The sequence below is a fragment of the Stenotrophomonas sp. YJH_SMC_80 genome (assembly GCF_059372495.1).
The window spans coordinates 167481-191840 of record NZ_JCAFVP010000005.1; the positions used below are offsets into that span (position 1 = coordinate 167481).

Below are 24360 nucleotides of genomic sequence, written 5' to 3' on the forward strand. Positions count from 1 at the left end.
CGCCCACCGACACGCCCCGCGCCATCGCGCGGGCCCGTGCCTGACCGGATACACCATGACCGCTTTCGATAAACACCAGGTTTCCCGCTTCCGCTTCGTCCGCTGCGAATTCGCCGCGGAGACCGGCGTGGCCAGGCTGGTCTATGCCTTTGATGACGGCCCGGAGATGGTGGAAACCATCACCGTGCCGGGCGCCCCTTTCATGCTGGACGAGGCGCGTGCCGCCGCCGTGCAGCGTGCGCTGCAGCTGCTGCACCTGATCGCCGGTGTCAGCTACTACAAGGCGGGCGTGCCGGAGACGGTCAGCATCGACAGCTACAGCATCGATGCCGATACCGCCGCACTGGTGGAGACCATTTACCTCAACGGCCTGGGCGAATTCGCCTACCGCAATGGCCTGAACCTGCGCGGCCGCTTCCGGTTGCCGGTGCAGGGCGAGACCGTGCAGGCGCCGTCGCTGGGCCTGCAGCCGCACGCGCTGGTGGCCATCGGCGGCGGCAAGGATTCGCTGGTCAGCATCGAAGCGCTGCGCCGTGCCGGCGTGGACGAGACCGTGACCTGGATCGGTGGCTCGCAGCTGATCCGTGCGTGCGCCGAGCGCACCGGCCTGCCGACATTGAACCTGGGCCGCACGCTGGCACCTGAACTGTTCGAGTTGAATCGCCAGGGCGCATGGAACGGCCATATCCCGGTGACGGTGGTGAACTCGGCGATCATGGTGCTGGCAGCGTTGCTGCACGGCGTGGACCAGGTGGTGTTCTCCAACGAGCGCTCGGCCAGCTACGGCAGCCAGATTCCAGGCACCGGCGAAGTGAATCATCAGTGGTCCAAGGGCTGGGCCTGCGAGCAGGCGTTCGGCAGCCATGTGCAGAAGTACGTGGCGGCGGACCTGCAGTACTACTCGCTGCTGCGCCCGATGTCCGAGCTGGCGGTGGCCCGCCAGTTCGCCAAGAGTGACTTCTACGACGCGCATTTCTCCAGCTGCAACCGCAACTTCCACATCCTCGGCGAGCGCCCGGTGAACCGCTGGTGCGGCGTCTGCCCGAAGTGCCACTTCGTGTTCCTGGCGCTGGCCCCGTTCATGCCCAAGACGCGCCTGGTGCGCATCTTCGGCCGCAACCTGCTGGATGATGCCGAGCAGGCCGGTGGCTTCGATGCGCTGCTGGAATTCCAGGACCACAAGCCGTTCGAGTGCGTGGGCGAAGGCCGCGAATCGCGTGCGGCGATGGCGACCCTGGCGCAACGCCCGGAGTGGAAGGAAGACGTGCTGGTGAAGCGCTTCTGCAACGAGATCCAGCCGCAGCTGGATGCCGCCGAACTGGAACTGGCACCGCTGCTGCAGCTGCAGGGCGAGCACCGCGTTCCGGCTGCGCTGTGGGAACGGGTGCGTGAAGATTTCGAAGCTTGACGGAAAGCGCGTTGCGCTGTGGGGCTGGGGCCGTGAGGGCCGCGCCGCGTTTGCGGTACTGCGTGAGCGGCTGCCCACGCTGCCGCTGAGCCTGTTCTGCCCGGCGGCCGAAGTCGAGGCCGCACGTGCGGAAACGCAGGGCGCCCTGGACGTGCGTGGCGAGCCTTCCGCTGAAGCGCTGGCCGCGTTTGACGTGGTGATCAAGTCTCCCGGCATCAGCCCCTACCAGCCAATCGCGCTGGCGGCGGAAGGGCAGGGCACCCGCTTCATTGGTGGCACCGCGCTGTGGTTCGCCGAACACGCGGCCGACGATGGCATCGTGCACGACACCGTGTGCGTGACCGGTACCAAGGGCAAGAGCACCACCACCGCGCTGGTCGCGCACCTGCTGCGTGCCGCCGGCCACCGTACCGGCCTGGTCGGCAACATCGGCCTGCCGCTGCTGGAAGTGCTGGACCCGCAGCCCGCGCCCGAGTACTGGGCGGTGGAACTGTCCAGCTACCAGACCGGTGAGGTGGCACGCAGTGGCGCCCATCCGCAGGTGGCGGTGGTGCTGAACCTGTTCCCGGAACACCTGGACTGGCACGGCAGCGAACAGCGTTACATCGAGGACAAGCTGCGGCTGGTGACGGAAGCCGCACCGCGCATCGCCGTGCTCAATGCCGCCGATCCGCACCTGGCTGCGCTGTCGCTGCCCGAGAGTGAGGTGGTCTGGTTCAACCAGCCGCAGGGCTGGCACATGCGCGGCGACATCGTGCATCGCGGTGAGCAGGCCGTGTTTGATACCCGCAACACGCCGCTGCCGGGCCGCCACAACCGTGGCAACCTGTGCGCGGTGCTGGCCGCGCTGGAAGCGCTGGGGCTGGATGCCGCGGCGCTTGCGCCGGCGGTGCAGGACTTCCGTCCGCTGCCGAACCGTCTGCAGCGCATCGGCGTGGCCGATGGCCTGACCTACGTCAACGATTCGATCAGCACCACGCCGCATGCCAGCCTGGCCGCGCTGGAGTGCTTCGCCGGGCAGCGCATCGCGCTGCTGGTGGGCGGGCATGACCGTGGCCTGGACTGGACCGATTTCATGCAGCACATGGCGCACGACGTGCCGCCGGTGGAGATCGTGACCATGGGCAGCAACGGCCCGCGCATCCACGCCATGCTGCAGCCGCTGGCCGATGCCGGTCGCTTCGGTCTGCACGCTGCAGGTGATCTGCCCGAGGCGATGGCCTTGGCGCGCGCCGCGCTGGGGGTGCAGGGTGGGGTGGTGCTGCTGTCGCCGGGCGCGCCGAGCTTTGGTGCGTACCGCGATTACGTGGCGCGTGGCCGTCATTTCGCCGAGCTGGCCGGATTCGACCCGGACAACATCAGCGCGATTCCGGGGCTGGGCATCGCCTGAGGGGTCGGATCCCTTTCCGCAGGAAAGGGCTCTGACCCCAACGGGATTCTGGCCGGCAACCCTCCGGAGAAATTCATCCACGCATGGCGTGGATCTACTGCTCCTCGTCGATGAACGCGTAGCCGCCGTCGATCAATTGCTGCAGATACGCATCGAAGCTGGGGGCGATCACCGCATAGCTGTCCGGGTCGTGCAGGTAGCGCACCACCTGACCGACCGTGCCGCCCGGTGCGGGGTTGAAATCCAGGTAAAGCATCGACGTGCCGCCGTTGTTCATGCAGTGCGAGAAGCACAGGCGGCGGTTCATCGGCACATCGGCATCAATACCGTCGCCAAGAATCTCCGGCTCGTCATCCAGCCACTCTTCGTAGATGGAACGGATGCTGTCGTCCCATTGCTGCTGGTCCTCGAAGATCTGCGCGACCGAGCGCAGGTAGTACGGATAGCCGCCGTCTTCCACGTCCGACCCGAGCATCAGCACGCAGACCCCGCCGCCGGGGTACTCGCGGAAGTGGGTGCCATCGACGCGGGACAACAGTTCCACCAGGCTGTCAGGCACCTGCGGCCATTGCATGCGCAGGCGCTGCAGGTCTTCTGCGCTGGCGCCCTGGACGTGAGCCCATTGCGGGGCATCGTCGGCAGGCAGGCGTGGGATCAGGCCAGACAGAAAGCGATCAACAAGGTTCATGCGAAAAAGGGGACGGAGGGGATTAAGTCGTATCCAACCACACCTGCGTCACGTCGCCAATGCAGAATGCGACGCGGGAGGGGCGAATACGACTTAATCCCCTCCGTCCCCTTTTTCTTGCGGAGCAGGCGCATGAATCGTTGGCGATGCGGTGTGGCGGTGATGCTGGGGCTGGCGGCGATGCCGGCGTGGGCGGCGATGAAGACGCAGCCGGTGGAGTGGAAACACCAGGGCACGACCTTCAGTGGCGTGCTGGTCTATGACGATGGCGACAACGACAAGCGTCCGGGGCTGGTGATGGTGCCGAACTGGAAGGGTGTGAACGAGTCGGCCATCGAGAAGGCCAAGCAGCTGGCCGGCGATGATTACGTGGTGCTGGTGGCCGATGTGTACGGCAAGGGCGTGCGGCCGAAGACCGATGCCGAGGCCGGGCCGGTGGCCAGCAAGCTGCGCAACGACAGGCCACTGTTGCGCGCACGCGCGCTGGAAGCGGTGAACGTGCTCAAGGCGCAGGCCAGCAAGGTGCCGCTCGATGCCAGCCGGATCGGTGCGGTGGGCTTCTGCTTTGGCGGCACCACGGTGCTGGAGCTGGCCCGTGCAGGTGCGCCGTTGGCCGGTGTGGTCAGCCTGCACGGCGGGCTGGGTTCGCCGCTGCTGGCGCAGGCCGGTGGCAGTCACCCGTCGGTGCTGGTGCTCAATGGTGCCGACGACAGGAGCGTGACCGCCGAGGATATCGCCGGTTTCCAGAGGGAAATGAACGCCGCCAAGGTCGACTGGGAGTTCACCAACTACAGCGGGGCGGTGCACTGCTTTGCCGAGCGCGATGCCAACAGCCCGCCGGGGTGCCAGTACAACGAGCGGGCGGCCAAGCGCGCGTGGAAGGCGCTGGATGAGTTCTTCGAGGAGCGCTTCGAGAAACGTTGATCCGCGCAGCGGTAGTGCCGGCCGCTGGCCGGCAACCTCATGATGCTGCGGATGTCATCGGGAATGCCGGCCAGCGGCCGGCACTACCGGATGCGGTCAATGCGGGCGTTTCCGTGCCGACCAATGGTTGGCACCCTCCGGAACGCCGGTTTGGTGGATGCCGACCGTTGGTCGGCACACCTCAACCCATCAATGCGAACGCTGCACCGCGTAACGCGCCAGGCCACGCAGGGCCGCCACGGCATCGTTGTCGCCCAGGCCATCGAGCGCGCGCTCGGCGGCTTCGGCATATTCCTCGGCACGCGCGCGGCTGTACTCCAGGCCGCCGGTGGCGCGGATCGCGGCCAGCACTTCCGGCATCGCCGAGGCATCACCGTCCTGCACGATGGTGCGCAGGCGCTCGCGGGTGGCGTCGTCGGAGTGGGCCATCGCGTGGATCAGTGGCAGCGTGGCCTTGCCCTCGGCGAGGTCGTCGCCCAGGTTCTTGCCCAGTTCCTCGGCATTGGCCGAGTAGTCCAGCACGTCATCGGCGATCTGGAACGCGTAGCCCAGGTGCATGCCGTAGTCGAACAGGGCCTGCTGGGTGGCTTCGTCCACGCCGCTGGCCAGCGCGCCCAGGCGGGTCCCGGCGGCGAACAGCACCGCGGTTTTGCGCTCGATCACGCGCAGGTAGGCGGCTTCGTCGGTGTCCGGGTTGTGCACGTGCAGCAGCTGCAGCACTTCACCTTCGGCGATGCGGTTGGTGGCGTCGGCCAGGATCTGCATCACCGACATGCGCTCCAGCTCGACCATCAGCTGGAAGCTGCGCGAGTACAGGAAGTCGCCGACCAGCACGCTGGGCGCGTTGCCCCACAGTGCGTTGGCGGTGCTGCGGCCACGGCGCAGGCTGGATTCGTCCACCACGTCGTCGTGCAGCAGGGTGGAGGTGTGGATGAACTCGATGATCGCCGCCAGCTGGTGGTGATCCGGGCCGGCCTGGCCGACCGCATGGCCGGCCAGCATCACCAGCATCGGGCGCAGGCGCTTGCCGCCGGCGGAAATGATGTGATCGGCGATCTGGTTGATCAGCACGACGTCCGAGGACAGGCGGCGCCGGATCAGGGCGTCGACGGCGGCCATGTCGGCCGCGGCAAGCGACTGGATCTGGGGCAGGCCCAGGGCGGGACGGGTGTCTTCGGTGATGGTCATGCGATCAGGCTTTCAGGCTCATCGCTGATTATAGGCGCTGCCTGTGAATTCGGGCGCAAACCGGGTGGGCCGACGTCCGCGGCCCGGCCACGGCTGCCGCCTGCGTGAATACGTATGCAGGTTGCGCCATGCCCGCGAGGCCGCCGCTAAGCTTGCCGGAACAGGATTTCGGCCCGCTTCCGGCGGGTCCCGCATGCCCGGAGGGGGGCTGTCGATGTCGCACTATCCATGGTGGCGCGGAGCCGTCATCTACCAGATCTACCCGCGCAGCTACCTCGATGCCAACGGCGATGGCGTGGGCGACCTGCCGGGCATCATCCAGCGCCTGGACCACATCGCCGCGCTGGGCGTCGACGCGATCTGGATCTCGCCATTCTTCAAGTCGCCGATGGCCGACTTCGGCTATGACATTGCCGACTACCGCGATGTCGACCCGCTGTTTGGCAACCTGGATGACTTCGACCGCCTGCTGGCCAAGGCCCACGGGCTGGGCCTGAAGGTGATGATCGACCAGGTGCTCAGCCACACTTCGATCGAGCACGCCTGGTTCCGCGAGAGCCGCCAGGACCGCAGCAATCCGAAGGCCGACTGGTACGTCTGGGCCGACCCGCGCGAGGACGGCACCCCGCCCAACAACTGGCTGTCGCTGTTCGGCGGCGGCGCGTGGCAGTGGGAACCGCGCCGTGAGCAGTACTACCTGCACAACTTCCTGGTCGACCAGCCGGACCTGAACTTCCACAACCCGGACGTGCAGCGGGCCACCCTGGACAATGTGCGGTTCTGGCTGGACCGCGGCGTGGACGGCTTCCGCCTGGATGCGATCAACTTCTGCTTCCACGACGCGCAGCTGCGCGATAACCCGCCCAAGCCGGCGGACAAGCGGGTGGGCCGCGGCTTCAGTCCGGACAACCCGTACGCCTACCAGTACCACTTCTACAACAACACCCAACCGGAGAACCTGCCATTCCTGGAGCAGCTGCGCGCGCTGCTGGACGAGTATCCGGGCGCGGTGAGCCTGGGCGAGATCTCGTCGGAAGACTCGCTGGCCACCACCGCCGAGTACACCCAGGACGGCCGCCTGCACATGGGCTACAGCTTCGAGCTGCTGGTGGACGACTACAGCGCGGTGTACATCCGCGACACGGTCTCCCGGCTGGAAGCGGCGATGACCGAAGGCTGGCCGTGCTGGGCGGTTTCGAATCACGATGTGGAACGCGCGGTCAGCCGCTGGGGCGGCTATCCGGCCGATCCGCGTCTGGCGCGGATGCTGGTGGCGCTGCTGTGCTCGCTGCGCGGCTCGGTGTGCCTGTACCAGGGCGAGGAGCTGGGCCTGGCCGAGGCCGAGGTGCCGTTCGAGGCGCTGCAGGACCCGTACGGCATCACCTTCTGGCCGAACTTCAAGGGCCGCGATGGCTGCCGCACCCCGCTGCCGTGGACCGACGCTCCGCTGGCTGGCTTTACCTCAGGCACGCCCTGGCTGCCGATCCCGGCCGAGCACCGGGCGGCGGCGGTGGCCGTGCAGGAGCGCGACCCGCACTCGGTCCTGGCGGCGTTCCGCGCCTTCCTGGCCTGGCGGCGTAGCCAGCCGGCGCTCCTGCATGGCAGCATCCGGTTCATCGAAAGCGCCGAGCCAGTACTGCTGTTCGAGCGTATGCTTGCAGATGAAACCCTCCTGCTGGCCTTCAACCTGTCGGCCGAGGCGGTGAGCCATCCGCTGCCGCCGGGCAACTGGCAGCAGGTGGCGGTGCCGGGCCCGGATGCGGGCAGGGTGCAGGGCAATGAACTCCAGCTGCCGCCGCGCGCGGTGTATTGCGCCCGACGCAGCTGACCGTTTTCTCCGGTGGCGGTACTTGCGGGGATGGGGCCGAAGCGCCCCGTCCCTTTTTTGTGGGTGGGCCTGGCCGACCATCGGCCGGCATCCGCGCAAAAGAAAACCCGCTGCCTGCGCAGCGGGTTCCCGGTCCTGCTCCCTTTGGGTTGCCGGCTAGCGGCCGGCACTACGCGGCTGTGGTCAGAACTTGTAGTTCACGCCCAGCATGTAGGTGCGGCCCCACTCGATGTACTCCAGCGGGCGGTCCTTGCTGCCGGCGTAGGTGCGGTACGGCTCGTTGGTCAGGTTGCTGCCCTGCAGCAGCAGGGTCAGGCCTCGCAGGGCGCTGCTGTCGCTGAAGGTGTAGCTGAGCTGCGCATCGGTCACGTTCTCGCCCACCACGTAACGCAGTGTGCGGTTGCCGTTGAAGTTGCCGATCTCACCGATGAAGTCCGAGCGGCGACGCTGGCTCACGCGTGCTTCAAAGCCACTGCGCTCGTAGTAGGCGGTGAAGTTGTAGACACGCTTGGACAGGCCTGGAAGGCTGATCGGGTCACTGCCCACGCTGGAGGCGCTTTCCGGATCCAGGATGGTGATGTCGCTCTTGTTGAAGGTCGCGCTGGCCTGCACGCCGAAGCCGCGCAGGCTGTCGGTCAGCATCTCCAGCGGGAACGACCCGGTCAGCTCCAGCCCCTTCAACGTGCCGCCCTTGCCGTTCTGCGGCGTGGAGAAGGTGCCGGTGGTCAGCACCGGCGCGGTCATGCCCGGCGGCGGCACGTAGTTGCCCAGCAGGCCGCTGAAGTCGTAGTTGTCCACCGACTGCGTGTAGACGTAGCTCTTCAGGTCCTTGTAGAAGATGGCCGCAGCGACGTAGGCCTTCTCGCCGAAGTACTTCTCATAGGACAGGTCCAGCGCGGTTGCGCGCCACGGATCCAGCAGCGGATTGCCGCCGCTGCCACCGGGGCGGCCGTTGTTGGTATCCACACCGAATTCCAGGCCGGCACGCATCTGGTCCACGCGCGGGCGCGCGACCTGCTTGGCGGCGGCGAAGCGCAGCGTCTGCTGGTGCGGGAACATGAACACCAGGTTCAAGCTCGGCAGCCAATCCTTGTAGGTCTTGCCGGCAGAGAAGGGCTGGATGTTGCTGCCAGCCGGCTGCGAGCTGTCCCAGTAGCGTGAATCCGAGCTCTGGTCGGTGTGCTGCATCTGCACGCCGATGTTGCCGCGCACGCCGACCACGCCGATGTCGGTGTTGATGTTCAGGCGCGCCCACGCGGTGGTGATCTTTTCCTGCACCGTCCACGACTTGGGAATCAGGTAGTCCAGGTTGTCGACCGGGTTGAAGGTCATGTAGCGACCGACCGCGGCCGGCACGTTCCAGGCCGGGATGGTGCCGAGGCCGGCGAAGCTCAGGTCGACCGGGCGGTACTGCAGGTCCGAGGCGATGTTGGCATCGCCCTGTGCACCGAGCAGGATGTTGCCTTCGGACTGGGTCTTCACCTTGCGGCGGTCGGCATAGTTCACGCCGATGTCGAGATCTGGCGCCCACGAGGCAATGGCCTCGGGCAGCGCAATCGTCGCGGCCAGCTTGCCGCCCTTCAGGCGGTCTTCCACCTGCGGCACCTTGCCGTAGCCGGAACCGTAGATGGTGTTGGTCAGGAACAGCGCGTCGGGATTGGAGTAGTTCAGGCCCGGGCTGATCTGCGAGAAGCCGTTCTGGCGGATTGACACGCCGACCGTGTCCAGCTGCGGCATCGGGGTCAGCTGCAGGTTGTTTTCCAGGTTCAGCTCAGCGCGCGTGGCCTTGGAGTAGTTCAGGTCGGCGACCAGCTTGACGCCGCCGAAGTTGAACTCGTTGTTCCAGCCGAACGCATCGATCTTGTCCTTGCGCTTGTTGTACATGCCGCGCACCAGCGGATACACGCCGCTGGCGGTGCCGCCGGTGAACGAGCCGTTGGCGTTGATCTGCGGGTTGCTGACCAGCAGGCCCGGGGTGTAGTTGCCGTTGTAGTTGCTGAGGTTCAGCTCGAACTGGTTGGCGGTGTCGATCTGCTCGGCTTCGGTGTGGAACGCATCGAAGGTGCTGGTCCAGCTGTTGTTCGGCCGGAACTGGATCGTGGCCATCACGCCGTCGCGCTTGTTGTTGCCGGTGCGGCGCAGCGCCTTGATGCCATCGGAGAAGTAGGTGTCGGCGCCCACGCCCGGGCGCTCGCCCTTGTCGGTGTGTTCGGTGGTCCACGGTTCGTACAGGCCGACCTGGTTCTCCTGGATCGGCATGTCGCTGTGCGCGTAGCCGATGGCAATGCCCAGGGTCTTGTCCAGGAACTGGTCGATGTAGCTGGCGCTGAAGCGGTTGCCGTACGGATCGACGTTGGCGGCGCGGCCCAGCGAACTCTTCTGGTAGCGGCCGCTGACCGCGATCACGCGCTCGCCAAAGCTGAGCGGGCGTGCAGTCTGCATGTCGATGGTGCCCGACAGGCCCTGGCCGACCAGCGCCGCGTCCGGGGTCTTGTAGACGGTCACGCCGTTGACCAGCTCGGACGGGTACTGGTCGAACTCGACACCGCGGTTGTCGCCGGTGCTGACCACTTCACGGCCATTGAGCAGGGTGGTGGCGAAGTCCGGCGACAGGCCGCGCACGCTGATCACCTGCGCACGGCCCGCCACGCGCTGCGCGGCCAGGCCGGGCAGGCGCGAGATCGATTCGGCGATGCTGACGTCGGGCAGCTTGCCGATGTCTTCGGCGGAAATCGCCTCGACCACCGAAGTGGCGTCCTGCTTGACCGCGATCGCGCTCTCGATGCCGCGGCGGATGCCGGTAACCTGCACCGTATCCAGGTTGGTGGCGGCGGTGGCGGCCGGCGTGGCGGTGCTCTGCGTGGACTGTGCCGACGCCAGCGTCGGCGCCAGCACAACGGCCAGCGCGAGACTCAGCGCACTGCGCTTGTGGTTCAACATTTTCCCCTCCCAGGCAATGTTGCAGATCGATTTGTGAGCGTTCCGGCGGTGCCGTGAACGTGCGACGCGGTGGCCGCTGTCGTCGCCGCTATGGTAGGCAGCGCATTCTTCGCGGGAATCACCCTGCATACGTATTCAATGGCGTTTGCAGGGGTGTAATCGCTTTCAGATCCTGCTTGCGGTGGTGCCGGCCAGCGGCCGGCAATCACGTTCGCCGGCTTGCCGGCCAGCGGCCGGCACTACCGGGGCATTCACAGCGGCGTGAAGCGAATGGCCTGCCCACCGCCCGGTGCCAGCACCAGCGTCAGTGCATCGGCACTGGTCACCTCGCGGGTTTCGCGTGCGAACGCGAACGGGTTGCTGCGGAAATCAGCGCCTTCACCATCACGGTAGATCTCGGCGCGATAGCGCACGCCCGGCTCCAGGAAGCCCAGCGATACCGGCAGCACGCGGCCGTGTTCGTCGGTGATGCTGCCGAGGAACCAGTCACGGCTGTTGCGGTCGCGGCGCACGATCGTCACGTAGTCGCCCACTTCGCCATCGAGCACGCGGCTCTGCTCCCAGTCCACCGCCACGTCCTCGATGAAGCGGAATGCCTCGCGGTGCTGCAGGTAGTGCTCGGGCAGGTCGGCGGCCATCTGGATCGGGCTGTACAGCACCACGTACAGCGCCAGCTGGCGGGCCAGCGTGCTGGGGATGGCCTGGCCGTGGCGGCCCTTCAGGCTGAGGATGCCGGGGGTGTAATCCATCGGCCCGGCCAGCATGCGGGTGAACACCAGGTTGACCTCGTGCTCCGGCGGGTTCGGCGGCTGGCCCCAGGCGTTGTACTCCATGCCGCGCGCGCCTTCGCGCGAGATCCAGTTGGGGTAGGTGCGGCGCAGGCCGGTGTCCTTGATCGGCTCATGCGGGTTCACCGACAGGTGCCGGCGCGCAGCCTCCTGCACCACCTTCAGGTGATGGCGGGCCATGAACTGCCCGTCGTGCCACTCGCGCCACAGCGGGCCCCCCGTGGGATTGCGGCGGTCGACCTGGCCATCGTCGCAGACGTAGCCGGTCTTGAACTGGTCCACGCCCAGCCGTGCGTACAGGTCCAGCGCGGCGCCCAGCTGATCCTCGTAGTGCTCGATGGCGCAGCCGGTTTCATGGTGGCCGATCAGGTGCACACCCTTTTTCAGGCCATATGCCGACAGCGCTTCAATGTCGAAATCGGGCGTGGCCCGGGTGAAATCGAAGTCGTAGCCGTTGCCCACCCACATGCCGTCCCAGCCCGGGTTCCAGCCCTCCACCAGCACGCCGCGGAAGCCATGCGCGGCGGCGAAGTCGATCACCTTCTTCGTCTTGGCGGTGGTGGCCGCGTGCTTCGGCCCCGTGGCCCAGCTCTCGTTGTCCAGGTGCATCGACCACCACACGCCCACGTACTTGGCCGGCTTCACCCAGCTTACATCGCCCAGCGCATTGGGCTCGTTGAGGTTGAGGATCAGGTCCGATTCGACCAGGCCACCGGCGCGGTCTGCGATCTGCAGCGTGCGCCACGGCGTGGCGAAGGGCAGGGCACGACGCACCTTCCAGCCTTCGGCCGAGGGTGACAGCTGCGCGCGCAGGCGTTGCCCCTCGGTGCGCCGCAGCCACATGCCGGCGTAGTCCACCAGAGCGGCCTCGTGAATGGCCACATGCAGGCCATCGCGGCTGCGCACGGTCATCGGCGTATGCACCAGCGGCACCTCTCGCAGCGGCGTGCGCTGGTACAGATATTCGTAGTGGATCGGCTCGCCGGCGGGGATCCACCAGGCGGTGGATTCAGGCGCGATGGCGAACTCGGTCAGTTCGTCATCGATGATCGCCTCGTGCAGGTTCGGCTGTTCGGGGAATACATAGCGGAAGCCCAGGCCATCGTCGTAGGCGCGGAACACCACATCCAGCCGACGCTTGCTGCCGGTGGTTTCGGCCAGCTGCACGGTCAGCTCGTTGAAGTGGTTGCGGGTGAGCCGGCGCTCGCCCCACGGCTGCTCCCAGCTGTCGTCGACGCTGCGCCGCTGCTGGCCAAGCAGGGCGAAATCGCGGTCCAGGCGGCCGTCGCGCAGGGCGAAGCCGAGCTTCGAATCCTCCACCACGGGTTCGCCGAAACGCTCGACGCGGTAGCGGGCGGTGCCGCCGTCCAGCACGAGGCTGACCTTGAGCACCTTGCCGGGTGATTCGACGCTGGCGACCTGTGGCGCGGCCTGCGCCAGCGTGGCCACGCCCAACAGGGCCAGACCGAACATGTGCGCGAACAGCGCGCGTACAACCGTATGTGGCATCGGCATTTCCCCTCCCAAGGCGCCGTTGGCAGACCCGGACCATAAGCCAGCGCAGCAGGCGCGCTACCGCGTGGCGCCATGAATACGTATGCAGCTGGACGCAGCCGACAGCCCCGCGTCTACCATGGGGCCAAGGCACCTTGAGGGAGGGGCCGCGCCCGCCCGCCGGCAACGACGGTGCGGACCTACAACGCGTGCAGAGAGGGAGGGAGGCCGACGGGCGCAAGCCGGTCCGCCGCTTCGATGCTGAAGATCATTTGCCTGACCGCTGCCCTGGGGGCAGCGCTGGGATCGACCGCGCAGGCGGCCGACCTGCAATTCGACGGCCGCCATGCGCGCGCCGAAGCCGCTGCCAACGGCGGCTTTGTTCTGCATGCGCCGAAGGGCGCAGTGCAGATCGCAGCCGCACCGATGCGCAGCCAGACCGGCAGCGTGATGTTCGACGCGTTGTTCGCGCTGGCCCAGCAGGAGATGGACCAGGACCGCGTGGACGCGATTCGCGATCCCGCGTTCGACGAAGGCCGACCGGTGCCGTGCGAGTGCTTCCAGACCGGCGCGCGCTGGCCCTATGTGTGGACCCGCGATGTCAGCTTCGCCGCCGATCTGGCGCTGGCGCGGCTGGACCCGGAGCGCACCCGGCAGTCGCTGCAGTTCAAGCTGTCGGCGGCGCGCGACGGGCACACGCCCGGCCTGTTCGTGGCGCAGGACACCGGTTCCGGTGGCAGCTGGCCGATCAGCAGCGATCGCGTGGTGTGGTTCCTGGCGGCACGTCATCTGCTGGAGGATCGCGCGTTTGCCGACCAGGTCTGGCAGGCGCTGAAGGGCACGCTGGCGCAGGACCGCGCGATGGTGTTCGACGCGCAGGTGGGCCTGTACCGTGGCGAGACCTCGTTCCTGGACTGGCGCGAGCAGACCTATCCGGACTGGACCCGCGAGGACGTGCGCTTCATCGGTGATTCCTACGCACTGTCCACCAACGTGCTGCACTACCAGGCACTGCGCCTGGCCGAACGCCTGGCCGGCCAGCACGGCGACGCCCGCGCGGCCGACTACAAGGCGTGGGCCGATGCGTTGGCGCAGCAGATCGATGCGCGCTTCTGGCGCGAGGATATCGGCCAGTACATGAGCTACATCGGCGAAGCCGCGCACCCGGTGCCGTACGCCAAGGTCGATCTGCTTGGCCTGTCGCTGGGCATCGTCGCCGGGGTGCTGCCGCCCGAGCGCGCGCGCCGTGCACTGGCTGCTTACCCGATGGGGCCAGCCGGCAGCCCCGTGGTCTGGCCGCAGGAAGCGCAGCAGCCGATCTACCACAACCGTGCGATCTGGCCGTTTGTCAGCGCCTACTCGCTGCGTGCGGCGCGGCAGCTGGACGATGCGCCGCGCATCGCCGCCGAGATCCGTTCGCTGATGCGGGGCGCCGCGCTGGCCGGTTCCAACATGGAGAACTACGAGCTGGTCAGCCAGGCCGTGCATGTCGAGGAAGGCGCGCTGAGCGGCCCGGTGGTCAACTCCGAACGCCAGCTGTGGTCGGTGGCCGGGTATCTGTCGATGGTGGTCGAAGGCGTGTTCGGCGTGCAGGACGATGGCCGCGTGCAGCCCAAGCTGCCGGCCGCGCTGGTGCCGGAACTGTTCGGCACGCAGCGCAGCATCAGCCTGGAAGTCACTGGCAAGCGCTATGTGCTGGAGCGTCCGCAGAGCGTGGGCGATGGCCTGCTGGTGGCCGGCAGAACCACCACGCGTGGCAGCACCACGACGGTGCAGCTGGTCGCCGCCCCGGCAGCAACCGGTTTCGCTGCCACGACTGCGGATGCCAACGTGCGTGCGCCGGCCGCGCCGGTTGCGCCGCAGGCCCTGCGCAAGGGCGCGGGCTGGAACGTTGCGGTGGCAGCCGATCAGGTGCTGTGGAAGGACGGCAAGGCGGTGACCGACAGCAACGGCGTGGCGCGCGTCAACGACGATGGCCTGCAGCATTGCCTCAGCCTGACCCGACGCGAAGGCACGTTGGAATCGCTGCACAGCCCGATGCTCTGCGTCGGTCCGCAGCAGGTGCTGAAGGGCGAGGAACGCTGGCAGTTCACCTCGGCCAAGGCCGGGCAGGTGCGCCTGCGCCTGCAGTACCGCAACCCGAACGGGCCGATCAACACCGGCGTCACGGCTGCGGTCAAGCAGCTGGTGCTGCAGTGCCCGGGCCCGCCGTTGCAGCGGCATACGGTCACGCTGCCGCACAGCGTGGCCGTGCAGGACTCGACCTCGGCAACATTCACGGTGCCAAAGGGGCAATGCACGGTTGCGCTTGAAGAGGGCTTCAACATGAGCGCGCTTGAACATTTCGCGCACTACACCGGTGGCAAGGGCGGCCGCGAGGGCGTGCTCAACCAGGCTCAGGTGCAGGCGCTGACGGTGGCGCCGGTGGCGATGGAAGAGGGTGCACGATGAATCGTCCCGCCAAACCGCAGCTGTCGTTCTGGCAGATCTGGAACATGTGTTTCGGCTTCCTCGGCATCCAGTTCGGGTTCGCCCTGCAGAACGCCAACGCCAGCCGCATCTTCGAGACGCTGGGTGCGGACATCGACGCGGTACCCGGGCTGTGGATTGCCGCGCCGCTGACCGGCCTGCTGGTGCAACCGGTGATCGGTTACCTGTCCGACCGCACCTGGACCCGCTGGGGTCGTCGTCGTCCGTACTTCATGATCGGTGCGGTGTTGACCACGCTGGCGCTGCTGGTGATGCCGAACTCGCCGACGCTGTGGATCGCGGCCGGGACGCTGTGGGTGCTGGATGCCTCGATCAACGTATCGATGGAGCCGTTCCGTGCCTTTGTCGGCGACCAGCTGGCGCCACGCCAGCGTCCGGCCGGCTACGCGATGCAGAGCTTCTTCATCGGCGTGGGCGCCATCGTCGCCAGCTTCCTGCCATTCATCCTGGCCCACTTCGGCGTTGCCAACACCGCGGCCGCCGGGGAAGTGCCCGACACTGTGCGCTATGCGTTCTACTTCGGCGCGGTGGTGCTGCTCGCGGCGATCACCTGGACGGTGGTCAGCACCCGCGAATATTCACCGGCGGAGCTGGCCGGGTTCGATGATGCCGAGCCACCGGAACATCACGCGGCGGCCGCGATCAACGGCCCGGCTTCATGGACGCGGGTGACCCTGTGGCTTGGGTTGGGTGTGTTGCTGGCGCTGCTGATCACCTGGCGGCAAGGCGACAGGATGCTGTACGTGCTGGCCGGCCTGTGCGCCGGCTACGGCCTGCTGCTGGCGGCGGCGCGCGCGCTGCCGGCCACGCATATGCTGGCCGCCATCGTCGGCGACCTGCGCGCGATGCCGGTCACCATGCGCCGCCTGGCGTGGGTGCAGTTCTTCTCGTGGTTCGCGCTGTTCGCCATGTGGATCTACACCACCGCTGCGGTGGCCGGTACCCACTTCGGTTCGACCGATCCACAGTCGGCCGCCTACAACGAAGGTGCCAACTGGGTGGGCGTGCTGTTTGGCGCCTACAACGGCTTCGCTGCGCTGGCGGCGGTGCTGATTCCGCCGATGGTGCGTGCGATCGGCCTGCGCTGGAGCCACCTGGTCAACCTGTGGCTGGGCGGCGCCGGCCTGGTCTCGCTGATGTTCATCCGCGACCCGCACTGGCTGCTGCTGTCGATGGTAGGTGTGGGCTTTGCCTGGGCCTCGATCCTGTCGTTGCCGTATGCACTGCTGTCCGACAGCGTGCCGGCGTCGAAGATGGGTGTGTACATGGGCATCTTCAATTTCTTCATCGTGATCCCGCAGCTGGTGGCGGCCAGCGCGCTTGGCTTTGCCCTGCGCGCATGGCTGGGTGGCCAGCCGATGCATGTGCTGGTGCTGGGCGGCTGCAGCCTGTTCCTGGCCGGCTTGTGCGTGCTGCGGGTTCCGTCCCGTCCGGAGGTGGTGTGATGCGTGGTGTCCTGGCTGTTGCTGTTTCCCTTGCCCTGTTCGCCGGCCAGGCCGCGGCCGCGCCGCGCCCGGACTACGTCGGCACCACCGAGCCGTTCGCCAGCGATGCGGTGTACTTCGTGGTCACCGACCGCTTTGTCAACGGTGACCCGTCCAACGACCATCGTGACCAGGGTGGCGCGCACCGCACCTTCGATATCCCGGTGCCATGCCCGGACAAGGTGGACGGCAACATCGGCTACCTCGGCGGCGACTTCCGTGGCGTGCTCGACAATGCGCAGTACATCCGCAACCTGGGCTTCGGTGCGGTGTGGATCACGCCCATCGTCGACAACCCGGACGAGGCCTTTACCGGCAGCAAGCCGATCAGCTGTACCAGCACGCTGACCGATCGTGGCAAGACCGGTTACCACGGCTACTGGGGCATCAATTTCTACAAGCTCGACGAGCACCTGCCGAGCAGGGACCTGGACTTCGCCGGGCTGACCAAGGGCCTGCACGGTGCTGGCTTGAAGGTGGTGCTGGATATCGTGGGCAACCACGGTTCGCCGGCCTGGACCATGCCGACGCGGCAGCCGCAGTTCGGGCAGATCTTCGACAAGGACGGAACGCTGATTGCCGACCACCAGAACCTGCCGCCGCAGAAACTGGATCCAAAGCACAACCCGCTGCACGCGTTCTACAACAATATCGGTCCGGTCGACAGCAAGGACGGTTCGATCTTCGACGGCAACCTGGCCGAGCTGTCGGACTTCAACCAGGACAATCCGGCGGTGATGGACTACCTGGTCGGCGCCTACCTGCAGTGGACCGCGCAGGGCGTGGACGCGTTGCGCATCGACACCATCGGCTGGCTGCCGCACCCGTGGTGGCATGCCTTCGTCAAGCGCATCCGCGCCGAGCATCCGGGCATGTTCATGTTTGGCGAAGCCTTCGACTACAACGCGGCGACCATTGCCGAGCACACTTGGCCGGCCAACGCCAATGTCAGTGTGCTCGACTTCCCGCTGCGCGGTGCACTGGAGCAGACCTTCGGCACCGCCGGCAAGGGCTTCGAGACCTTGGCCGAGCCGCTGCACCTGAGCGACGGACCGTACGCCAATCCGTACGAGCTGATGAGCTTCTACGACAACCACGACATGCCGCGCCTGCAGGCCAGCGACAGCGGTTTCATCGATGCGCACAACTGGCTGTTCACCGCGCGTGGCATTCCGGTGGTCTATTACGGCTCGGAGACCGGTTTCATGCGTGGCCGCGCAGAGCACGCCGGCAACCGCGCCTACTTCGGCCAGCCGCGTGTGGATGCGGCGCCGAAGAGCCCGATCTTCGCGCCGCTGCAGCGTATCGCGCGACTGCGCGAAGTCACCCCGGCGCTGCAGCGCGGCCTGCAGGTGAATGAGCGCCTGCAGGGTGATGAGGCAGTGTTCTTCCGCGTGCTGCAGCATGGCGAGGTGGCGCAGACCGCGCTGGTGCTGCTGAACAAGGGTGACCAGACGAAGACCTTCAGCGTGACGCGCTTCGTTCAGGCCGGCCGCTGGCGTGATGCGCTGGACGGCGGTTCGTTGCAGGTGAACGGTCCGCTGAAGGCCGACGTGCCCGCGCACGGCGTGAAGGTCTACGTGCTGGATGCCGCCGTTCAGCAGCCGGCACTGCAAGCCGAGCTGGACAAGGCGATGGCCGACCAGAAGGCGCGGGACCAGCGTCTGGGGCGGTAGTGCCGGCCGCTGGCCGGCAGCCCCGGATTCCGGGTACCTGCAGATGCCGGCCAGCGGCCGGCACTACCGGGTTTGGCCGCATCCGGCACAATAGGCACCCCTCACGCCCCGCCGTATCGCCATGACCGACCTCGCCCCGCAGACCCCGATCGAAACCCTGCTGAAGGCGGCGATGGACGGGGCGGTGCCGATCCGCGCCTTCATGGAGGCCTTCGTCGCTTCCGAGGTAGTGCTGCTGACCGGCAGCCTGGTCACCCCGGACGGCAGCGGCTTCGACCCGCTGCTGTTCGACAAGCAGGGCACCCTGCATGTGGCGGTGTTCACCGAGCCGTCGCGGGTGGGCGTCTACAGCCAGCAGGCGCAACACCAGATCCGCTGGCTGATGCTGGACGTGCTGCGCCGCGTGCCGGGTGGCTACGGCGTGGTGATCAACCCGGGTACTTCGCTGGGCTTTGAGATCTCGCCCAGCGGCGTTGGCGAGATCCTGAAGGACTTCGCCCAAGGCTGAGTTGCCGTCGGGCCATTTGTAGCGTCGAGCCATGCTCGACTGCCTTTCGCGCATGGCCTGATGTGTCGAGCATGGCTCGACTTTACAGAAGGCTTCCCTTCGGGCGCCGTCCATGATCCCCTTGGGTGACATCGGGATCGAGGCATTGCCATGGAATTCAGGGGACTACCCGCCGACGCACCGGAACGGCAGCAATTGGCCCAGTGGTACCACGCGGAATGGGGCCAGGACGCCGGCCTGACACTGGAACAGGAGCTGCAGCGGCTCAATCCGCCACAGGACGCCGAAGGTTTCCCGCACCTGATCGCCGTATTCGATGACGGTCAGGTGCTTGGCGCAGTCCAGCTCAAGCGGCGGGAAATGCAGGCGTTCCCACAGTACGAACATTGGCTGGGCAGCGTGTTCGTGGCCGACAGCCATCGCGGGCGTGGGCTGGCTGGCGCGCTGGTGGAGCAAGCAGCGGCGCAGGCGGTGCGGATGGGGGTTTCCGATCTCTACCTGCAGACCGAGGCCCTGGACGGTGGGCTGTATGCGCGGCTGGGCTGGAAGCCGCTGCAGGAAGCCGACAACCGCAGCTATCGCGTGCTGGTGATGGTGCGCAGGTTGGCCGCATGAGCGCATCCACATCGCGCCATCCCCGCTCGGCCCTGATCTTCCTGATCGCGGCGATCGTTGCCGCGCTGGTGTCCATGCCCCTGCTGCGCGCGGTGGGCATGGTGCTGTGGCCGGTGTTCGTCATTGCCTGGCTGATCAACCTGGGCGCGGCCTGGCATCTGGCCCAGTGGGCGCGCCAGCAGCGCCGTTCGGCGTGGGCATTCGGGTTGCCGGCGGCGCTCGGCACCATCGCCTCGATCGTGGTCTATGTGCTGCTGGCATTGCTGGGGCCGAAGGCCCCGGTGCGCTGAACCTTCGCGACTGTCGTGGACAATGTGCCGAGCATGGCTCGGCACTACAGTAGGGCGAGCCAAGCCAAGCCAAGCCCGCACGTGTTGCGTGGAGCGCCGGCGCATAGGCCGGCGCTCCGTTACCTCACATCGTCACCTTGCGCCGGTTGTCATCGCTCACCCGGTCGATCAGCTTGTTGTAGGGATCGAAGCCTGCTTCGTCCGGCTTTTCATCCACCGTCACCGTGATCTTCGGATCGGTGCTGGTGATGTGATGACGCTGCAGGTACAGCACTCTCTGGTCGCGTTCCTTGCCTGAAGGCCCATTGGCGAACACGCCGACCTCGACCCAGTCATCCATCTTTCCGTCGCTCTCCTTGCCCTTGCCGTCGGCGTACTGCTTGGCGGCGTGCAGGTCCAGGGTCACGTCGTAGCGGCCGTCATCGCGCTTGCGGGCGCTGGCGGCCATCACGCGGTTGTCGTAGAAGCTGATCTTCTCGAACAGGTCGGTGACCAGCTGCTGGCGGTCGGCCGGGGTCTCGGCGCGGATGTAGTCCAGCAGCTCGCGTGAGGTGGTGTACGGCGGTTGCTGGTACCCCTTGTCCTGCAGGAAGCGCTTCAATGCGCGGTTAAGCGCCTGCTCGCCAATCTCCTCGCGCAGCCGGTAGAACACCAGCGAACCCTTCTGGTAGTGGATGTACTGCTGGTTCTCCACACGTTCCAGCGGCTGTTCCTCGATGGCCTCGCCGCCGCGGCCGGACAGGTAGCCGTCCAGTTCGCGCTTGAGGAACTGGCGCATGTGCTGGCGGCCGTACTCCTGCTCCATCACCATCAGTGCCGAATACTGCGACAGCGATTCGGACAGCACCGTCGCGCCCTGCACATTGGCACCGATCACCTGGTGCGCCCACCACTGGTGCGCGATCTCGTGCGCGGTTACGTAGAACACGTAGTCCACCTTGTCCGGGTCACGCAGGTCGGCGATGAAACCGATGGCCTCGGAGTAGGGGATGGTGTTGGCGAACGACTGCGCGAAGCGGGCATAACCCGGGAACTCGATGATGCGCACCTGGCGATGCTGGTACGGGGTGAAGTTCGCCTCGTAGTAGGCCAGCGATTTCTGCACCGCTTCGATCATCCGGTCCACGTTGTAGCCGTGCGCCGGGTCGAAGTAGACCTCGATCGGTATGTCCTTGTACTTTGCCTTGCGCACCTCCCAGCGCGCCGACAGATAGGCGTAGAAGTTCAGCATCGGTCGATCCATGGCATAGCTGAAGCAGCGTCGGCCGTTGACCGTGGTCTCGTGCTGCAGGTAGCCCGGGGCCAGCGCCACCTGGTCCGGTGCCGTGCAGACCGTGGTGCGGAAGTCGAGCCAGTCGGCATCGTTGGCTATGTACGTGTTGGCACGCGCGGCTTCGTCTTCCAGCTTGGGCATGCGCCGCGGCTCACCCAGGTCGCGCTTGCGCCGCTCGTTGCGATCGGTGATCTCGGCGCCTTCGTTGTAGCCGAACGACGGCAGTACGCGGCTGTTGAAGAAGGTGCCGTTGTCGACGATGTTGCTTGGTGCCTGGCCCGCGGTGATGCCGTTGGGCTTCTGCACCACCCGGAAATGCACGCTGCGGGTCTCACCCGGTTGCAGCGGTTTCTGCAGGCGGTAGATGCGGTAGCCGAGATCGGCGTCATGCATCGATAGTGTCTGCCCACCCAGGTCGACCGCGACCAGCTGCTTGTCATCGCCCATCGAGACGTGCACGTCCTGGATCGGCGTGGCGTGGGTATTGCGCACCGTCCAGTTCGCATCGATCACCATCGACTGCGATTCGGGGAACACGTCCACGCGGTTGTCCACCGCCACGATGCGGGGCTGCGGCAGGTTGCGGTACTTCGACAGCTCGCGCTCGTAGCGGGCCTGCAGGTCCAGCTGTTGATCCGGGGAAAGGAACTCGTTGCGGATGTTGGTGCTCCAGTACAGCCAGCCGCCCACGGCGACAAAGGCCAGGGCGGCCACTGCGGCGAAGGCACCGGTCGGGCCGCGCAGGCGACGGCCGGCCAGGGCCAGGCGCTGGCGCAGGCTCTGGCTGACACCTCGTACCCAGAAGGCCGACGCCAGGCACATCAAGGTCAGCAGGAACAGCGCCCAGTAGCCCTGGAACGCCAGCTGCCCGGTCAGGAAGTGGCCGTAGCCGTTCATGTCCGAATAGGGCGCGTTGGGCCAGCTGCCGAAGTTGTACAGGTTCTGCGTGTAGTCGAGCAGGCCGAGCACGCCCTGACCGATCATCACCACGATCAGCAATGCGTAACCGACGAACTTGTTGTTGGTGAGCACCTGCAGCACCAGCGCCAGGCCCCCCATCAGGATGTAGACCACCGAATCCAGCGCCAGGCTGCGCAGGTACAGCAACGGCTCCAGATGCGTGTAGCCCTTGGCTAGCTGCACGCCCATCGCGGCCAGCGCGCCGGCGGCCTGGAAGCAGACGATCACGGCCAGCAGTGCGGTGAACTTGGCCAGCAGCGGCACCCAGTTCGGCACTGGCATGGCATCGGTCACTTCATTGATGCGCGCACTGCGTTCCTTCCAGACCAGCTCACCGGCGAAGAACAGCACGATGATCACCAGCAGCCAGCTGAAGGCCCCCTGCAGGCCCATGATCATCTGCGAGGTGACCGGCCAGATCGAGGTGCCGTACAGGGTCTGCCGGAACAGCGCGCTGGGCAGGAAATTGGCCAGGCCCAATACCAGCAGCACGATGAACGGCACGCTGCGCAGGACGCCGCGTGTATCGAAGCGGACCTGGCGCAGGAACTGCTGCCACGCCGTGCTGGCAGTGAACGCCGGTATCACGCGCGGCAGTGTCGCGCGGGTGGGGCGGACCACGCTGGCATCGGCAGCCGGTTGCGCCTGCCTGCGGCCCCAGCGTGGACGGCCACTGCCGCTGCGTTCGGTGCGGAACAGCGCGAAGGTGGCGGCGAACAGCGCGGCAGCCACGCCCAACCACAGGGCGCGGTTGGCCAGCAGGTAACCGGCCAGCTCGGGAATCCCGTTGTTGCGTTCGGCAGTGGACCAGTAGCGGATGGTACGGCCGAGTGCGCGCATGCCCAGCGGTTCGCTCAGCACCGCGATCCACGTATTGTCGATGTCGCGCAGCAGGGCCGCGCTGGCGCCGTACAGGACCAGGTAGGCCACCAGGCCGATGTAGACCCACAGGATCGAGCGGGTCAGCGCTGCCAGCAGCGACAGCAGTGCGGTGGTGAACAACAGGTTCGGAATGACGATGACCGCGAACGTCCAGGCATAGCCCTGCCAGCTGATCGGGCCCATGCGCTCGGGATCGACCCATGGCATGAACGGCGCCAGCCACAGGCCGAACGCGATCAGGATGTAGACCAGCAGCCCGGCCGCCAGGGCGGCAGCGATGCGCCCGGCCAGGTAATCGCGGCGCTTCACCGGGCTGGCGAAGATCAGTTCGGCAGTGCCGAGTTCGAAGTCACGCAACAGCGCGTTGCTGACGAACAGCGCGGTGACCAGCATGCCGAGCAGGGTGAAGATGCCCAGCATCTGCGCGATCACGGTGGGCGCGTTGCTGTGCACGTTGCCGGTGCCGCCACCGATCTGCACGGCGTCGCTGGACGCGGCGGCAAAGGCAAGCAGGGCGAACAGCCCGGCCAGCAGCCACAGCAGCGGGGATCGCAGCTGCTCGCGCAGCTCGAAGCGGAAGAAGTTGAGGATCATGGCGTGCTCCGCTCAGGTTGCCGCGCGGGCACGGGCCTGCAGGCGCAGGCGCTGGAAGTACACGTCCTCGAGGTCGGGAGCCACGGCCGCGAAGCCGTCGCCGGGGTCGTTGGCGCTGTGCACGTGGATCACCGGGCGGCCACCGACCAGGCGGGTCGACAGCACCACATAGCGCGCTTCGTGGTCGGCCAGTTCCGAAGGATCAACCTGCTTGCGCCAGACCTGCTGCTGCAGGGCGTCGATGGCATCGGCCGGGCGCCCGGTCAGCAGCACCTGGCCCTTGTTCATGATCGCCATCGTCGGGCACAGATCGGTCACGTCCTCGACGATGTGGGTGGAGAGGATTACCGCCACGTTCTCGCCGATCGCCGCCAACAGGTTGAGGAAGCGGTTGCGTTCTTCCGGGTCGAGGCCGGCGGTGGGTTCATCGACGATCACCAGCCGCGGGTCACCCAGCAGCGCCTGGGCAATGCCGAAGCGCTGGCGCATGCCGCCGGAGTAGGTGCCCAGCTTGCGCTTGCGCGCGTCCCACAGGTTCACCTGCTGCAGCAGCCCATCGACCACCTCGCGGCGCCGCGCGCGCTGGGTCAGGCCCTTGAGCACTGCGAAATGCTCCAGCAGGTCCAGCGCGCTGACTTTCGGGTACACGCCGAAATCCTGCGGCAGGTAGCCCAGGCGGCGGCGCACCGCGTCCTTGTCGCGCAGCACGTCGATCGGCGCCTCGCCTGGAATGCTGAGCGTCGCCGTTCCGCTGTCGGCCTCCTGCAGGGTGGACAGCGTGCGCATCAGCGACGACTTGCCGGCGCCGTTGGGGCCGAGCAGGCCGAACATGCCGCGCGGGATGTCCAGGTTGACGTTGTTGAGCGCATGCACGCCGTTGGCGTACGTCTTCGACAGCGAATCGATCTTCAGCATGTGACGTACACCTTTCCATGGGCGA

General features: G+C 66.9%; 16 protein-coding genes. 10 read left to right on the forward strand and 6 right to left on the reverse strand.

Going from position 1 to position 24360, the window contains the following annotated elements; genetic code table 11:
* Positions 1-55 precede the first annotated feature (55 nt).
* Positions 56-1408, forward strand: coding sequence for a UDP-N-acetyl-alpha-D-muramoyl-L-alanyl-L-glutamate epimerase (murL, locus tag AC5P99_RS11185; RefSeq protein WP_123958293.1), 1353 nt, complete (start codon positions 56-58; stop codon positions 1406-1408).
* The gene (murD, locus tag AC5P99_RS11190; RefSeq protein ID WP_149500776.1) at positions 1389-2798 is read left to right on the forward strand and encodes a UDP-N-acetylmuramoyl-L-alanine--D-glutamate ligase; all 1410 of its coding nucleotides are present in this window, start codon (positions 1389-1391) and stop codon (positions 2796-2798) included. Before murL ends, murD begins: the two co-directional genes overlap by 20 nt.
* A gap of 94 nt (positions 2799-2892) precedes the next feature.
* Here murD and AC5P99_RS11195 read toward each other — a convergent pair whose 3' ends face one another.
* The gene (locus AC5P99_RS11195; protein ID WP_149500777.1) at positions 2893-3486 is read right to left on the reverse strand and encodes an SMI1/KNR4 family protein; all 594 of its coding nucleotides are present in this window, start codon (positions 3484-3486) and stop codon (positions 2893-2895) included.
* A 132-nt stretch (positions 3487-3618) separates the two neighbouring features.
* Here AC5P99_RS11195 and AC5P99_RS11200 point away from each other — a divergent pair, with 132 nt between their 5' ends.
* On the forward strand, positions 3619-4410 hold the full coding sequence (locus AC5P99_RS11200) for a dienelactone hydrolase family protein (RefSeq protein ID WP_149500778.1): 792 nt from the start codon (positions 3619-3621) through the stop codon (positions 4408-4410).
* A gap of 189 nt (positions 4411-4599) precedes the next feature.
* Here the strand turns inward: AC5P99_RS11200 and AC5P99_RS11205 are convergent, their stop codons facing one another.
* A complete protein-coding gene (locus AC5P99_RS11205; protein ID WP_004147673.1) occupies positions 4600-5598 on the reverse strand; it encodes a polyprenyl synthetase family protein in 999 nt (332 codons plus the stop codon).
* Between the two features lie 214 nt (positions 5599-5812).
* Here AC5P99_RS11205 and AC5P99_RS11210 point away from each other — a divergent pair, with 214 nt between their 5' ends.
* Positions 5813-7426 carry an alpha-glucosidase gene (locus AC5P99_RS11210; RefSeq protein WP_057499793.1) on the forward strand — a complete coding sequence of 538 codons (1614 nt, stop codon included), beginning with the start codon at positions 5813-5815 and terminating at the stop codon, positions 7424-7426.
* A 183-nt stretch (positions 7427-7609) separates the two neighbouring features.
* Here AC5P99_RS11210 and AC5P99_RS11215 read toward each other — a convergent pair whose 3' ends face one another.
* Together AC5P99_RS11215 and AC5P99_RS11220 are read right to left on the reverse strand one after the other, a co-directional pair.
* Entirely contained in the window at positions 7610-10366 is a 2757-nt protein-coding gene (locus AC5P99_RS11215) for a TonB-dependent receptor (RefSeq protein WP_495213161.1), read from the reverse strand.
* Between the two features lie 251 nt (positions 10367-10617).
* On the reverse strand, positions 10618-12669 hold the full coding sequence (locus AC5P99_RS11220) for a glycoside hydrolase family 97 protein (RefSeq protein WP_495213162.1): 2052 nt from the start codon (positions 12667-12669) through the stop codon (positions 10618-10620).
* A gap of 237 nt (positions 12670-12906) precedes the next feature.
* On the opposite strand from AC5P99_RS11220, the gene AC5P99_RS11225 reads away from it, so the two are divergent.
* From AC5P99_RS11225 to AC5P99_RS11250, 6 genes are all read left to right on the forward strand, one after another.
* Positions 12907-15099: a glucosidase family protein gene (locus AC5P99_RS11225; protein ID WP_495213163.1), complete on the forward strand. Its 2193-nt coding sequence runs from the start codon at positions 12907-12909 to the stop codon at positions 15097-15099.
* Entirely contained in the window at positions 15096-16583 is a 1488-nt protein-coding gene (locus AC5P99_RS11230; protein ID WP_012479383.1) for an MFS transporter, read from the forward strand. The genes AC5P99_RS11225 and AC5P99_RS11230 overlap by 4 nt, the downstream gene beginning before the upstream one ends.
* Positions 16583-18298: an alpha-amylase family glycosyl hydrolase gene (locus tag AC5P99_RS11235; protein WP_049448645.1), complete on the forward strand. Its 1716-nt coding sequence runs from the start codon at positions 16583-16585 to the stop codon at positions 18296-18298. Before AC5P99_RS11230 ends, AC5P99_RS11235 begins: the two co-directional genes overlap by 1 nt.
* Positions 18299-18419: 121 nt before the next feature.
* On the forward strand, positions 18420-18806 hold the full coding sequence (locus AC5P99_RS11240) for an SseB family protein (RefSeq protein ID WP_005412550.1): 387 nt from the start codon (positions 18420-18422) through the stop codon (positions 18804-18806).
* Positions 18807-18956: 150 nt separating this feature from the next.
* Positions 18957-19421 (forward strand): GNAT family N-acetyltransferase, encoded by a 465-nt coding sequence (locus tag AC5P99_RS11245; protein WP_049448646.1) that lies wholly within the window; start codon positions 18957-18959, stop codon positions 19419-19421.
* Complete coding sequence (locus AC5P99_RS11250; RefSeq protein WP_049448648.1) at positions 19418-19711, forward strand: hypothetical protein; 294 nt, start codon at positions 19418-19420, stop codon at positions 19709-19711. The genes AC5P99_RS11245 and AC5P99_RS11250 overlap by 4 nt, the downstream gene beginning before the upstream one ends.
* Positions 19712-19835: 124 nt before the next feature.
* Here AC5P99_RS11250 and AC5P99_RS11255 read toward each other — a convergent pair whose 3' ends face one another.
* Complete coding sequence (locus AC5P99_RS11255) at positions 19836-23420, reverse strand: ABC transporter permease/M1 family aminopeptidase (protein WP_446832410.1); 3585 nt, start codon at positions 23418-23420, stop codon at positions 19836-19838.
* Positions 23421-23432: 12 nt separating this feature from the next.
* Positions 23433-24335, reverse strand: a complete 903-nt coding sequence (locus tag AC5P99_RS11260) for an ABC transporter ATP-binding protein (protein WP_049448652.1) — start codon at positions 24333-24335, stop codon at positions 23433-23435.
* Between the last annotated feature and the right edge of the window lie 25 nt (positions 24336-24360).